Annotated in this window: 9 protein-coding genes and 1 pseudogene; 7 read left to right on the top strand and 3 right to left on the bottom strand. The window is 67.6% G+C overall.

What is annotated here, in order from left to right; all coding sequences use genetic code 11:
• Positions 1-205 (top strand): annotated as a pseudogene (locus tag ASG86_RS20680) (amino acid permease); the annotation flags it as partial.
• 39 nt (positions 206-244) lie between these two features.
• Positions 245-1960, top strand: coding sequence for a thiamine pyrophosphate-dependent enzyme (locus tag ASG86_RS17715; RefSeq protein ID WP_056337449.1), 1716 nt, complete (start codon positions 245-247; stop codon positions 1958-1960).
• 101 nt (positions 1961-2061) lie between these two features.
• Here ASG86_RS17715 and ASG86_RS17710 read toward each other — a convergent pair whose 3' ends face one another.
• On the bottom strand, positions 2062-2409 hold the full coding sequence (locus ASG86_RS17710) for a hypothetical protein (protein ID WP_056337445.1): 348 nt from the start codon (positions 2407-2409) through the stop codon (positions 2062-2064).
• Positions 2410-2623: 214 nt separating this feature from the next.
• Between ASG86_RS17710 and ASG86_RS17705 the strand changes: the two genes are divergently transcribed.
• Complete coding sequence (locus ASG86_RS17705) at positions 2624-2833, top strand: hypothetical protein (protein ID WP_056337442.1); 210 nt, start codon at positions 2624-2626, stop codon at positions 2831-2833.
• A gap of 199 nt (positions 2834-3032) precedes the next feature.
• On the top strand, positions 3033-3689 hold the full coding sequence (locus tag ASG86_RS20820; protein ID WP_200946286.1) for a DUF4232 domain-containing protein: 657 nt from the start codon (positions 3033-3035) through the stop codon (positions 3687-3689).
• 127 nt (positions 3690-3816) lie between these two features.
• On the opposite strand, the gene ASG86_RS17690 is transcribed toward ASG86_RS20820, so the two are convergent.
• A complete protein-coding gene (locus ASG86_RS17690) occupies positions 3817-4290 on the bottom strand; it encodes a DUF4383 domain-containing protein (RefSeq protein ID WP_156386217.1) in 474 nt (157 codons plus the stop codon).
• A 191-nt stretch (positions 4291-4481) separates the two neighbouring features.
• On the opposite strand from ASG86_RS17690, the gene ASG86_RS17685 reads away from it, so the two are divergent.
• Genes ASG86_RS17685 through ASG86_RS17675 form a run of 3 tightly spaced genes read left to right on the top strand, consistent with a single transcriptional unit; the run spans position 4482 to position 12132 of the window.
• Positions 4482-6077: an FAD-dependent oxidoreductase gene (locus ASG86_RS17685; protein WP_056337433.1), complete on the top strand. Its 1596-nt coding sequence runs from the start codon at positions 4482-4484 to the stop codon at positions 6075-6077.
• 48 nt (positions 6078-6125) lie between these two features.
• Positions 6126-11309, top strand: a complete 5184-nt coding sequence (locus ASG86_RS17680) for an Lhr family ATP-dependent helicase (RefSeq protein WP_056337430.1) — start codon at positions 6126-6128, stop codon at positions 11307-11309.
• Positions 11302-12132 (top strand): Fpg/Nei family DNA glycosylase, encoded by an 831-nt coding sequence (locus tag ASG86_RS17675; RefSeq protein WP_056337427.1) that lies wholly within the window; start codon positions 11302-11304, stop codon positions 12130-12132. Before ASG86_RS17680 ends, ASG86_RS17675 begins: the two co-directional genes overlap by 8 nt.
• Positions 12133-12199: 67 nt before the next feature.
• Here ASG86_RS17675 and yczE read toward each other — a convergent pair whose 3' ends face one another.
• Positions 12200-12835: a membrane protein YczE gene (gene yczE / locus ASG86_RS17670; protein ID WP_056337425.1), complete on the bottom strand. Its 636-nt coding sequence runs from the start codon at positions 12833-12835 to the stop codon at positions 12200-12202.
• Positions 12836-12856: the final 21 nt, after the last annotated feature.

Raw genomic sequence — 12856 nt, 5'->3', positions numbered from 1 at the left:
CTACCTCTCCCTGCTCTTCCTCATCAGCGTCCTCATCATGGTCTTCATCGACTCACCCCTGACCATGCTCGTCACCGCCATCGCCTCCATCCTCATGGTCATCGGCTGGTACGCCTGCCGCCAACGCATCCGCCAAATCGCCGAAACCCGCGACGGCTACACCGGAACCTCCCCGGTCATCGCCAACCGCACGCCCATTTCCTGACCCCGGCACTTCCGCCACCCTCCGAGCTAAAGAAAGAACATGACACCAGAGCCGCAGTCCACCCTGACCTCCTCCCCTACCCCGCCCGCCGCCGTCGTCCCTCACCAGGACGCCGCGGTGCCCGCCCTGAAATCCGCGGGGCACGTGATCGTTGATTCGCTGGTGGCGCACGGCGTGGAACGCACCTACGTGGTTCCCGGCGAGAGCTTCCTGGACGTGCTGGACGGCCTGCACACCTCGACGATCGAAACCATCGTCTGCCGCCACGAAGGCGGCTCCGCCTACATGGCGGAGGCCGACGGGAAGCTGAACCAGCGTCCCGGGGTGGCGATGGTGACCCGGGGGCCCGGTGCCGCCAACGCACACGTGGGGCTGCACACCGCCTGGCAGGATTCCACCCCGATGCTGCTGTTCGTGGGACTGATCCCGTTTGCCCACCGGGACCGTGAGGCCTTCCAGGAATTCGACATCAAGTCCTGGTTCGACACCGGCGCCAAGCGGGTGATGGTCCTTGACCACCCGGAGCGGGCGTCCGAGATCGTGGCGGAAGCGATGTTTGCGGCCATGAGCGGGCGGCCCGGACCGGTGGTGGTGGGCCTGCCCGAGGACATCATCCGGCAGCAGGTCAGCCCCGCGCTGCACCCTGCGATCCCGGTTGCCGGCGGCGGCATGGCCAGCACGGACGCAGCAGCGCTGGAAGCGGCGCTGGCTGAATCGAGCAAGCCCCTTTTCGTCACGGGCGGCAATGACTGGACCCAGGAGGCAGCGGACCAGCTCACCGAATGGCTGGAACGGCACCACATCCCGGCGGCGGCGGAGTGGCGGACGCAGGGTACGGTGCCCTTCGACTCGCCCTCCTACGTCGGCCCCATCGGCTACGGCCGTCCCCGCCCCACCTATGACCTGCTGGAGGAGACCGACCTCCTGGTCTTCGTGGGAACGGTGCCGGGGGACGTCATTACGGACGGTTTCGTCTGCCGCCAGGACTGGAACAAGGAGAATTTCCTGGTCACGGTGGACCCGTCACTGCGCGGAAGGTCAGGTCCGGTGTCGCGGCAGATCCTGGCCAAGCCGGAGGCGTTCGTGCGCGGCCTGGCGGATATCAGCCTGCCCGTGAAGGACGAGTGGAAAGCCTGGACGGGCCGGATGCGCGCCGAGCAGGAGGGCTTTGCCGCGCTGCCACCTGCTGCCCCCGCGGCAGGACAGGCCCGGATGGACACCCTGATGGCCAACCTCGTCCCCCGGCTGCCGGAGGACGCAATGGTGACCTTCGGTGCAGGTGAGCACACCAACTGGGCGCACCGGTACTTCCCCACCCGCCGTTACGCGTCCATGATCAGCGCGCGCAACGGTTCAATGGGCTATTCCGTTCCTTCGGCCATCGCCGCGTCCCTGGCAGAACCCCGACGGCGCGTGGTCACCATTGCCGGGGACGGCGAGTTCCTGATGAACGGGCAGGAACTGGCGACGGCTGCCCAGTATGGTGCCACCCCGCTGGTGGTGGTCATGGACAACCAGGAATACGGCACCATCCGCACGCACCAGGAGCGGCACTACCCCCAGCGTGTGTCCGGCACCCAGCTGAAGAACCCCGATTTTGCGCTGATGGCCAGGGCTTTCGGAGGGTTCGGGGTCACGGTGACCGAGGACCGGGACGTCCCGGCCGCACTGGATGCCGCACTGGCAGCGATCGACCGGGACGGCGTGTTCGCGCTCATCCACCTCGTGGTGGAGCAGCGGGTCAAAGCGTACTAGGACCAGCGCCCGCCGGGCCTGGCGGCTGGCCCGGAACACAGGTGACGTGGGCGACGGCGGGACCTCCCGCCGTCGTCCACGTCACTAAGGTTCGGTGCGGGTTAGAGCCGGTCCGTCCGGTCCTCGCCGGCCTTGTGGCCGGCCCCGCGGAGGTTCTCCTGGACCTTCCCGAACAGGTCCTTGATGGTGGATTCCGCGTTGGAAATAACGTCCACCGGCACGTAGACCTCATGGGTCAGCGGAAGGTCGTACTCGTCCTTCAGGTGGGTACCGTTTCCCACCCCTGTCAGGGACAGGTAGACCATGGCCTCAGTCCGCGCGATACCGGCGAGCTTGCCGAAGACGACGGTGAACTCATTCGGCTGGAAGCTGATTGTCTGCCCGATGTGGCTGCGGCCCAGTTCACCGGCGGGAACCGCCTTTTCCGACTGGCTTCCGGTGTAGTCCATGAACTTCTCCTTTGATCGCCAATGCGTACGCAGGCAGTCTAACCCTGCCGTTCCGCGCCGGCACAAGGACCCTGCTGGAGGGCTGCACAAAGCAACTCCGGAACGGGTGGCCATTCCTCCATTGAGCCGGACCCTCGCCGGGCTGTTTGATGGCATTTACCGGGCGGCAGTGGTTGCCTGGCCCATTCTCCCCACAGGAAGAACCGTGACTTCAATGACGAGCCGCGTAAAAAGCCCCGTCCGCTGGGACAACGTCGACATCGGCGACACAGTGGAACTCCGAAGCAATGGGTACACCGCGTTCAGCGGGCTGGTGGATGCCCGGACCGACGACGGCGACGTGGTGTGGGTAACCGCTCCGGCAGGTGGCCGGCGGCTGTTCCACATCGCCGACGGCTTCGACCTGGCAGGGGTAACGTCATGACGGACTGCCCGGACGATTGCCCCTACTGCAGCGGGCCGGAAACGGACTGAGGGCCGGGGGAAGGCCAGCCGGCGAAATGACCGGGCAGGCGGTATTGCGAGCATGTTTGATGCCGGGATCATCACGATCCGGGCATCAAATTGCGGCTACTGCCGGTGGCATCGTTGACGCGGGCAACAGGTACGGCGAAGGTGGTGCCATGAGGTCTCAGAAAATTTCCCAGGGGTTTGCCATGACGACGGCGGCCGCAGCGGCAGCGCTGCTGCTCACCGCGTGCGGTCCAAGCCAGCCGCAGTCCCAGACAACGACGTCGCCCGCCACCGGGCAGGCCAGCCAGTCCTCGTCGCCAACCGCGTCAACGCCGCCTCCGGCCTCTTCGGCGCCGGCCACGTCGACGCCTGCTTCCCCCGCTCCCGGCACCACCCCCGCCGGTGCCCCCGCCTTGTGCAAGGCGGCCGGGCTCACCGCCGCCACCGACGCCTCCGGCGGCGGCGCTGCCGGCAGTGTCTACATGAAGCTCAACCTCACCAACAAGGGCTCCGAGCCCTGCATCCTCAGGGGTTTCCCGGGCGTCTCCCTGGTGGCAGAGGCCGCCGGCGCCCCCATTGGTGCACCGGCAACGCGGGACGATTCCGCTGGTGTCGTCGACGTCCTGCTGGCCCCGGGCCAGACCGGCACGGCGGTGCTGCGCTACACCCAGGCAGGCAACTACATGGACTGCTCCCTCGTTGATGCGGCCGGATACCGGGTCTATCCGCCCGAGGACACCGAGTCACTGTTCATCCCCCAGCCCACCCGGGCCTGCAGCAACGCAAACATCACCCTGCTCAGCATCGGCGCATTCCAGCCCGCCTGACCCAACGGGATCTTCAACGGCCAAAGGCGGCCCGGCAATCAAGCCGGGCCGCCTTTCGTACTTCCGGGCCGCCGTCGAACGTTCCTGTTCCGCCGGCTGGCCTTACGTTGTTACCGCATTCTTGTTCTTAGCGGGTTGCGGTGGTGGTGCGGCCGGTTCGTGCCGTGCCGCGGGACAGGGCCACGCCCAGGCCGATCATGGCAACACCGAGGACGAAGTGCAGCCAGTTGTCCGCAGTATTGACCGGGACGAAGTTGGCAGCAGTGTCCTGGCCGATGAGCAGGCCGTAGAGCCACAGCACCAGGTAGATGGCGCCGCCCACCACCAGGTAGTTCTTCGAGCCGGGCACGCTGCGGGCCATGGCAATGCCTGCGACGCCGAACAGCAGGTGGACGATGTTGTGCAGGATCGATACCTGGAAGAGACCCAGCAGCATTGCCCCGGATCCGTGCCCCGCGAACCCCAGGGAGTCGTAGTTGGAAGTGATGCCGGGGATGAACCCCAGGACCCCTACCAGGAGGAAGACCACGCCTACGGCAAGGGCGGCTTTTTGGATGTTGGTCCGGCCTACAGTGCGACCGCCGGAATTCATGGTTGTCATGATTTCTCCTGCTTGTGTCGTTGAGTGCTTCTGGCTGCCGGGTGAAGCGTGACCTATAGTGCCCGACCATGGACTTAACCCCCGACATCGTAAGTATACTTAGCAAATCCGCAGCGGATAGCAGGGGTCGATAACAGACCCATCACAAACTGGCCTGCGAAGGCCTTGCACCGGAGGCAGGTTGGACTGGCATGACGTCGATTTGGCTGGACCGCAGGGATCCCTTCAGTTCTGATCCGTTCGAACCGGACACCAGGTACGACACGGTGGTGGCGGGCGCCGGCCTCACCGGACTGGTCACCGCACTGCTGCTGGCCCGCTCCGGGCAAAGCGTCCTGGTACTGGAAGCCCGATTTCCCGGGGCCGTGACCACCGGCAACACCACCGCCAAGGTAACCCTGCTGCAGGGAACCTTCCTGTCCCAGCTCGCCCGCCAGTACTCACAGAAGCAGGTGCAGGCATACGTGGACGGGAACCGGGAAGGCCAGGCGTGGCTGCTGCGCTACCTGGAGGAACACAACGTGCCCTTCCAGCGCCGCGACGCCTACACCTACGCCTCGTCTGCGCAAGGCACCGAGAAGCTGCGCGAAGAGGTGAGCGCCGCCAGTACCGCCGGGCTGGACGTGGATTACGTGCGGGACGCCGGCCTGCCGTTCCCTGTCCACGGGGCGGTGCGGCTGAGGGACCAGGCGCAGATCAACCCCATGGAGGTCATCGACGCACTGGTGGCTGACATCCGCAGCCGTGGCGGCCATATCGTCAGCGGCGTGCGCCTCCGGGACGTGACCGGCGATGCACCCTCCGCGGTCAAGACCGACCACGGCAGTGTCAGGGCGGACAAGGTGGTCCTGGCCACGGGCATCCCCGTCCTGGACCGCGGCCTGTATTTCGCCAAGCTGAAGCCAAGCCGTTCCTATGCGGCGGCCCTTGAGCTGCAGGAGGACCAGGCGCCCCCGCCGGGCATGTACATCTCCGTTGAGCAGCCCACCCACTCACTTCGCGACTACGCGGTAGACGGCAGGAACCTGCTGCTCGTTGGCGGACACGGGCATCAGGTGGGGCGGACGGATTCGGAAAAGGCGCACCTTTCCGGCCTGCTCGAGTGGGCGGGCGGGCATTACCCCGGCGCAGTCACGACGCACACGTGGTCCGCGCAGGATTACATGCCCACCAACCTCATGCCCTTCTTCGGCAAACTCCCGCGCGGCAAGGGCCAGATCTATTTCGGCACGGGCTACAACAAGTGGGGAATGACCAATGCCGTCGCCGCCGCGCTGGGGATATCCGCGGACATCCTGGGCGGGCAGGTGCCCTGGGCGGACACCATCCACCACCGCATCACCTCACCGGCAGGGGCGTTGTCCGCCGTGGCCCTCAATGCCGGCGTGGCTGCACGGCTGGCTTCGGACTGGGGGAAGGTGACCGCCGAGGGCCGGAAGTTTGATGGCATGAAACGGGGCGCGGGCGGTTCCACTGTTGCGGCGGAGCCTGCCCCGGCGGCACCCGACGCCACGGGTCCTGCTGCAATCCCTGCCGGCCCGTCCGCCATTCCCGCCGAAGGCCAGGGCAAGGTCTACCGCGAGGGCAACCGGCCGGTGGCGGTCTCCACCGTGGCGGGAACCACCTGCCGGCTCTCGGCAGTCTGCACCCACATGGGCGGCATCCTGCACTGGAATGACAACGAACAGTCGTGGGACTGCCCCCTGCATGGCTCGCGCTTCACCAGCCAGGGCAAGCTGCTTGAGGGCCCGGCCACCAAGGACCTGCCGGAGGCTCCGCCTGCGTGAACAGGCCATCGGGAGTTCGCTGTCAGTGCCTTGGGGCATGATGGAGGCATGAACCAGGAACAGCGTCCTGCCGGCAGCAGTGCCTCCGCCGCGGCCGCCCCAATGGGCCAATTCAGCCGGCCCACCAGGGACTGGTTCCTGGGCGCGTTTTCGGAGCCCACGCCTGCGCAGGCAGGCGCCTGGAACGCCATCTCCTCGGGATCGCATGCGCTGGTGGTGGCCCCTACCGGTTCCGGAAAGACGCTCGCGGCTTTCCTGTGGGCCCTTGACAGGCTCCTGGTCTCGGCATACCATGCCCCTGACCCCGCCGCTGAATCGCCGGCAAAGGGCAAGCGGGCGCGGGCCCCCAAACGCAAAACCCGTGTCCTTTACATTTCGCCCCTGAAGGCCTTGGGCGTCGACGTGGAACGGAACCTGCGCTCCCCGCTGATCGGCATCACCCAGACGGCAAAGCGGCTGGAGCTTCCCGCGCCGCTGATCACGGTGGGGGTCCGGTCCGGGGACACTCCCGCGGGCGACCGCCGCGCCCTTCTGGCCAACCCGCCGGACATCCTGATCACCACCCCCGAGTCCCTGTTCCTCATGCTCACCTCGAAGGCCCGCGAAACCCTTGCCGAGGTGGACACCATCATCATTGACGAAGTCCACGCCGTGGCCGGGACCAAGCGCGGGGCCCACCTTGCCGTGTCCCTGGAGCGGCTGGACGCGCTGCTGCCCAAACCCGCGCAGCGTATCGGGCTGTCCGCCACGGTGGAGCCCCGGGAACTCGTGGCCCAGTTCCTTGCCGGTTCGGCCCCCGTCGAGATCGTGGCGCCGCCTGCCAGGAAGAACTGGGACCTCACGGTCTCGGTGCCGGTGGAGGACATGTCGGACCTGCAGGGAGCGGCCGGGGCGTTCGATTCCGGCCCGGCGTCCGGGCTGCAGCCGCAGGCTTCCATCTGGCCGCACGTGGAGGAAAAGATCGTGGACCTGGTGCTGGCCAACCAGTCCACCATTGTCTTCGCCAACTCCCGGCGGCTTGCCGAACGCCTTACTGCCCGGCTCAACGAGATCTATGCCGAACGCCAACTGGTTGCCGTGGGCGGCGGCTGGGACGATCCCGGCCCGGAAGGGCAGGCGGGTGCTGCCGGTACGCCGGGGGGACCGCCGTCGGGCATTCCCGCTTCCACTGCCACCCCTGCACACATGATGGCCCAGGCCGGGAGCTCGGCCGGCGCCGACCCGGTGCTGGCCCGCGCCCACCACGGTTCTGTGTCCAAGGACCAGCGGGCCCTCATCGAGGACGACCTCAAGTCCGGGCGGCTGCGGTGCGTCGTGGCCACGTCGTCCCTGGAACTGGGCATCGACATGGGTGCCGTGGACCTGGTGGTGCAGGTGGAGTCGCCGCCGTCCGTGGCCAGTGGGCTGCAACGGGTGGGCCGCGCCGGGCACCAGGTGGGCGAGATTTCCCAGGGCGTCCTGTTCCCCAAGCACCGGGCAGACCTGGTCCACACGGCCATCACCGTGGAACGGATGCTGGACGGCAAGATCGAACGGCTCAGCATCCCGGCAAACCCGCTGGACATCCTGGCCCAGCAGACCGTCGCCGCAACCGCCCTGGGCAGCCTCGACGTGGAGGAATGGTTCAGCACCGTCCGGCGCTCGGCCCCTTTTGCCTCGCTCCCCCGGTCAGCGTTCGAGGCCACCCTCGACCTGCTGGCAGGGCGGTACCCGTCAGACGAGTTTGCCGAACTGCGGCCAAGGATCATCTGGGACCGCAATGCCGGCACCATCGAAGGCCGGCCTGGCGCCCAGCGCCTTGCCGTCACGTCAGGCGGCACCATCCCGGACCGCGGCTTGTTCGGCGTCTACATCATCGGCACCGAACAGGAGGGCTCCGCCTCCCCCTCGGATGACGGCAAACCGGCCCGCGCCCCAAAGGGCGGCCGGCGGGTGGGCGAGCTGGACGAAGAAATGGTCTACGAGTCCCGGGTGGGGGACGTCTTTGCCCTGGGTGCCACCAGCTGGAAGATCGAGGACATTACCCACGACCGCGTCCTGGTCTCCCCCGCGTTCGGCCAGCCCGGAAAGCTGCCGTTCTGGAAGGGCGATTCGCTGGGCCGGCCCGTTGACCTGGGCCGCGCCCTGGGCGCCTTCGTGCGTGAACTGTCCGCATCCGACGTCGGGCCTGCCACCGAACGCTGCAAAGCCAGCGGTCTGGATGAATTTGCCGCGAACAACCTCATCCAGTACCTCAGCGAGCAGAAGCAGGCCACGGAGGTGGTCCCCAGTGACACCACCCTGGTGGTGGAGCGGTTCCATGATGAACTGGGCGACTGGCGGGTCATTTTGCACAGTCCCTTCGGCATGCCGGTGCACGCGCCGTGGGCCCTCGCCGTGGGGCAACGGCTGCACCAGCGCTACGGGCTGGACGGCTCCGCCATGGCTGCCGACGACGGCATCGTGCTGCGGGTGCCCATGATGGAGGATGAGCCGCCCGGCGCCGAGCTGTTCCTCTTCGATCCCGAGGAACTCGAGCAGATCGTCACGGCCGAGGTGGGCGGCAGCGCCCTGTTCGCCTCGCGGTTCCGGGAATGCGCTGCCCGCGCGCTCCTGCTGCCCCGCCAGACCCCCGGCAAACGGCAGCCACTGTGGCAGCAGCGCCAGCGGTCGGCGCAGCTGCTGGATGTGGCCAGGAAGTACCCCACGTTCCCCATCGTGCTGGAAACAGTGCGCGAATGCCTGCAGGATGTCTACGACCTGCCCGCGTTGAAGGACATTGCCGCTTCCGTGGAACGGCGGGAGCTGCGGATTGTGCAGACCACCACCCAGCAGCCTTCGCCCTTCGCCAAGTCACTCCTCTTCGGCTATGTGGCGCAGTTCCTCTACGAGGGCGACTCCCCGCTCGCGGAACGGCGGGCCGCCGCCCTGGCCCTGGACTCCACCCTCCTGAACGAGTTGCTGGGCCGGGTGGAGCTGCGCGAGCTCCTGGATGCCAAGGTCATCGAGGCTACCGAACGCGAGCTGCAGCGCCTGGCGCCGGACCGGCGGGCACGGGGGATGGAAGGCGTAGCCGACCTCCTGCGGCTGCTGGGTCCGCTCGCGCCCGAGGAGACGGCGGCGCGGCTCCAGGGTGCGGCTGTGGCTGGACAGGGTGCCCCTCCGGGTGGGCAGGACGCCGCCGGAGCTGGGCAGAACATCGCAGGGGTTGGGCTTGATGAAGCCGGCGATGCGTTGGCAGTGCCCGCTGACGCAGGGCCCAATGAAACAGGGTTCGACGAAAGCGGGCCCGCCGAAACCCCATCGGCCTCGGCTGCAGCCACCGTGGAAGAGGCGGCGGCGCACCTGGCAGTGCTTCAGCGCGCCAACCGTGCCATCAAGGTCAACATCGGCGGAGTGGAACGCTTCGCCGCGGTGGAGGACGCGGCACGCCTCCGCGACGCCATTGGTGTTCCGTTGCCCATGGGAGTTCCGCTGGCTTTCATCGAGCCTGTGGCCGATCCCCTGGGCGACCTCGTTTCCCGGTATGCCAGAACACATGGTCCCTTCACCGCAGCCGAGGCTGCCGCCCGGCTGGGCCTCGGTGTGGCTGTGGTGGGAACGGCCCTGAAACGCCTGGCAGCGGATGGACGCGTGGTGGAGGGTGAGTTCCGGCCACATGCCGCACCGCCGGAGGCCGCACCCCTGGAGGCCGCAGAGCCGGATTCCAACGGTAAGCGGGACGCCTCGCTCGACACCGGACAACCGGGCGGACCGCATCCAGCCGATGGACCAGCAGCCGGCCCTCCTGCCTCGGCTGTTCCGCACATTGTTGACAGCGAATGGTGCGACGCCGAGGTGCTGCGGAAGCTCCGCCGTCGTTCCCTGGCGGCGCTGCGGGCAGAAGTGGAACCCGTGGATGCCGCCGCCTACGGACGTTTCCTGCCGGCGTGGCAGCATGTCAGGACTCCCGGGGGCGGCCGCGGCCAGCCTTCGCTGCGCGGCCTGGACGGCATCATCACCGCCATTGACCAGCTCTCCGGGGTGCCGGTTCCTGCCTCGGCGTGGGAGCCGCTGGTCCTGGCCACCCGGGTCTCCAACTACCAGCCCGCCATGCTGGATGAACTGATGGCCGCAGGTGAAGTGCTCTGGTCCGGGGCCGGAGCACTTCCGGGAAACGACGGCTGGATCAGCCTGCACCTGGCGGATTCGGTGGAACTGACGCTCAACCCCGCGCCCGGGTTCGAACCGGGGGACGCCGGCCAGCGGCTCCTGGACCACCTGCGCAACAACGGCGGCGGGTATTTTTTCCGCCAGCTGACCGAGGTAGCGGGCGGCATGGATGCCGTCCTGGGTGACCAGGAAGTGGTGGCTGCGCTGTGGGACCTCGCTTGGGCCGGCCGGATCACCGGTGACACATTCGCCCCGGTCCGGGCCCTGATTGCCGGGGGCCACACGGCCCACCGGCAGGTGGCCCGGGCACCGCGGACCAGGGCGCCGCGGCTGAGCCGGCTTGGCCGTTCCCACGGCACCGGCCTGATGGGGTCTCCAGGAGTGGCCGGGGGCCGGTACGGACCGCAGGGTGCCGCCACCCCGCCCACTGCCGCAGGCCGCTGGTCAGCGCTCCCCGAGCCGGAACTCGATGCCACCATCCATGCCCGGGCCACCGCGGAACTCCTGTTGGACCGCTACGGCGTGGTCACCAGGGGCTCGGTGATGGCGGAACAGATCCTGGGCGGTTTCGGCCTGATGTACAAGGTGCTGGCCCGGCTGGAGGAGGCCGGCCGCTGCCGCCGGGGTTACTTCATCGAACACCTTGGTGCCGCGCAGTTCGCCGTTCCCGCCACAGTAGACCGGCTCCGCTCCTATTCTGAGGACACGCAACTGGCCAAGGCGGACCCTGTTGCCCTGGCACTCGCCGCCACCGATCCTGCCAACCCGTACGGTACGGCGCTCCCCTGGCCGGCACTGCAGGACGACGCCGGCACCGGCCACCGTCCCGGCAGGAAGGCGGGTGCACTGGTTGTCCTGGTGGACGGTGCGTTGGTCCTCTATGTGGAGCGGGGCGGAAAGACACTGCTGGCGTTCAGTGATGACGAGGCCGTCCTCGCGGCTGCGGGCGCGGCACTGGTGGGTGTTGTAACCCGCGGAGCCGTGGACAAGCTGATCATGGAGAAAGTAAACGGGCACGGCATCCTGGACACCCCCGTTGCCGCCGCGCTCAGCGGCGCCGGCGCCTATTCCACCCCGAAGGGATTGAGGATCCGTGCCTGAGGGCGATTCCGTCTGGCGGGCAGCCCGCCAGCTGCACGAGGCCCTGGCCGGACAGACATTGCTGGCATCCGATTTCCGGGTGCCCCGGTTCGCCACGCTGAACCTGGCCGGCTGGACCGTTGCGGAGGTGGTTCCCAGGGGCAAGCACCTCCTGATGCGGGTGGTCAGCCCGGAGGACAAGAGGCTGACCATCCACTCACATCTGAAGATGGAAGGGGCCTGGCAGGTCTATCCGCCCGGCGGAAGGTGGCGGAAGCCGGGTTTCACTGCCCGGTGCGTGCTGCGCACGGCCGCGGCCGACGCCGTCGGCTTCTCACTGGGCATTGTGGAAGTGGTGCCTACGTCCAACGAGGACTCCATCGTGGGGTTCCTCGGACCGGACCTCCTGGGCCCGGACTGGGACTTGGACGAGGCGGAACGCCGGATCCGCTCGCGCCCCGAGGTGCCGGTGGGAGTTGCGCTTCTGGACCAGCGGAACCTCGCGGGCATCGGAAATATCTACCGTTGCGAGGCCTGCTTCCTGTCCGCGGTGCACCCCGCCACGCCTGTTTCAGAGGTCGCCGACGTGCGGACCATGATGACCGACGCAAAACAGCTGTTGGAGGTCAATCTAGGGCCTGGTTCCCGCGTGACCATCCTCAACGCACGCGGCATGCCGGTGGGCAGGATGGCGGGCAGGCCCGGGTACTGGGTGTACGGCCGGGAGCGCCAACCGTGCCTGAAATGCGGCACCCCCATCCAGCGCGGACTTCTGGGTAAACCGAACGGCGAGGAAGAACGGGACATCTACTTCTGCCCGAAGTGCCAGCCTGCACCGGCTTGATCTGTTCAGGCTCTGATCTTTCAGGCCTTGATCTTTCAGGCCTTGATCCCTTCAGGCAGAGGGTTGTTCAGGCACAGTGTTCCGGAGCAATGACGGCAGTGGCCTCCCCGGCGGTCTTCGGCGGGGAGACGGGAACCATGAAGCGCGGCAGCAGCACATGGACCAAAGGACCGATGGCCAGCGCGTAGGCCACGGTGCCCACGCCCACTGAACCGCCCAGCAGCCAGCCGATGGCCAGGACGCACACCTCAATAAGCGTGCGCGACAGCCGTACCGACCACCCGGTGCGGCGGGCCAGCCCGGTCATCAGCCCGTCCCTCGCCCCTGGCCCGAAACGCGCCCCGATGTAGCACGCGGAAGCGATGCCATTAAGCACAATGGCACCGCCCAGGAGTGCAAACTGGCCTGCGATCTGGGACACCGCCGGGATAAGCGCCAGCCCAACGTCCGCAAACACTCCCACAAGCACCGCGTTGCACAACGTTCCGAAGCCTGGCCACTGCCGCAGCGGGATCCAGAGCAGCAAGACCAGGAAACTCACGATGATGACCACCCCGCCGATGCTCAGGCCGGTGCGGTTGGCCAGGCCCTGGTGGAACACGTCCCAGGGGTCCAGGCCGAGGCCCGCACGGATGAACATGGCGAGCGATATGCCATACATGGCAAGGCCGGTGAACAGCTGGAGGAGTCTGCGGGTCATCATGCACACAACCTTTCCACGCAA

Origin of the sequence: Arthrobacter sp. Soil764, from assembly GCF_001428075.1 — a bacterium.
GTDB lineage: Bacteria > Actinomycetota > Actinomycetes > Actinomycetales > Micrococcaceae > Arthrobacter.
Note: the sequence above shows the minus strand (reverse complement) of the source record. Positions and strands in the feature narration are given on the sequence as shown.

What these genes read in the sequence shown, in the direction of transcription:
- ASG86_RS17680 (WP_056337430.1), top strand. Translation starts at nt 6,126, where the DNA reads ATGAACCAGGAACAGCGTCCTGCCGGCAGCAGTGCCTCCGCCGCGGCC.
- ASG86_RS17690 (WP_156386217.1), bottom strand. Translation starts at nt 4,290, where the DNA reads ATGACAACCATGAATTCCGGCGGTCGCACTGTAGGCCGGACCAACATC.
- ASG86_RS17705 (WP_056337442.1), top strand. Translation starts at nt 2,624, where the DNA reads ATGACGAGCCGCGTAAAAAGCCCCGTCCGCTGGGACAACGTCGACATC.
- ASG86_RS17685 (WP_056337433.1), top strand. Translation starts at nt 4,482, where the DNA reads ATGACGTCGATTTGGCTGGACCGCAGGGATCCCTTCAGTTCTGATCCG.
- ASG86_RS20820 (WP_200946286.1), top strand. Translation starts at nt 3,033, where the DNA reads ATGAGGTCTCAGAAAATTTCCCAGGGGTTTGCCATGACGACGGCGGCC.
- yczE (WP_056337425.1), bottom strand. Translation starts at nt 12,835, where the DNA reads ATGATGACCCGCAGACTCCTCCAGCTGTTCACCGGCCTTGCCATGTAT.
- ASG86_RS17715 (WP_056337449.1), top strand. Translation starts at nt 245, where the DNA reads ATGACACCAGAGCCGCAGTCCACCCTGACCTCCTCCCCTACCCCGCCC.
- ASG86_RS17710 (WP_056337445.1), bottom strand. Translation starts at nt 2,409, where the DNA reads ATGGACTACACCGGAAGCCAGTCGGAAAAGGCGGTTCCCGCCGGTGAA.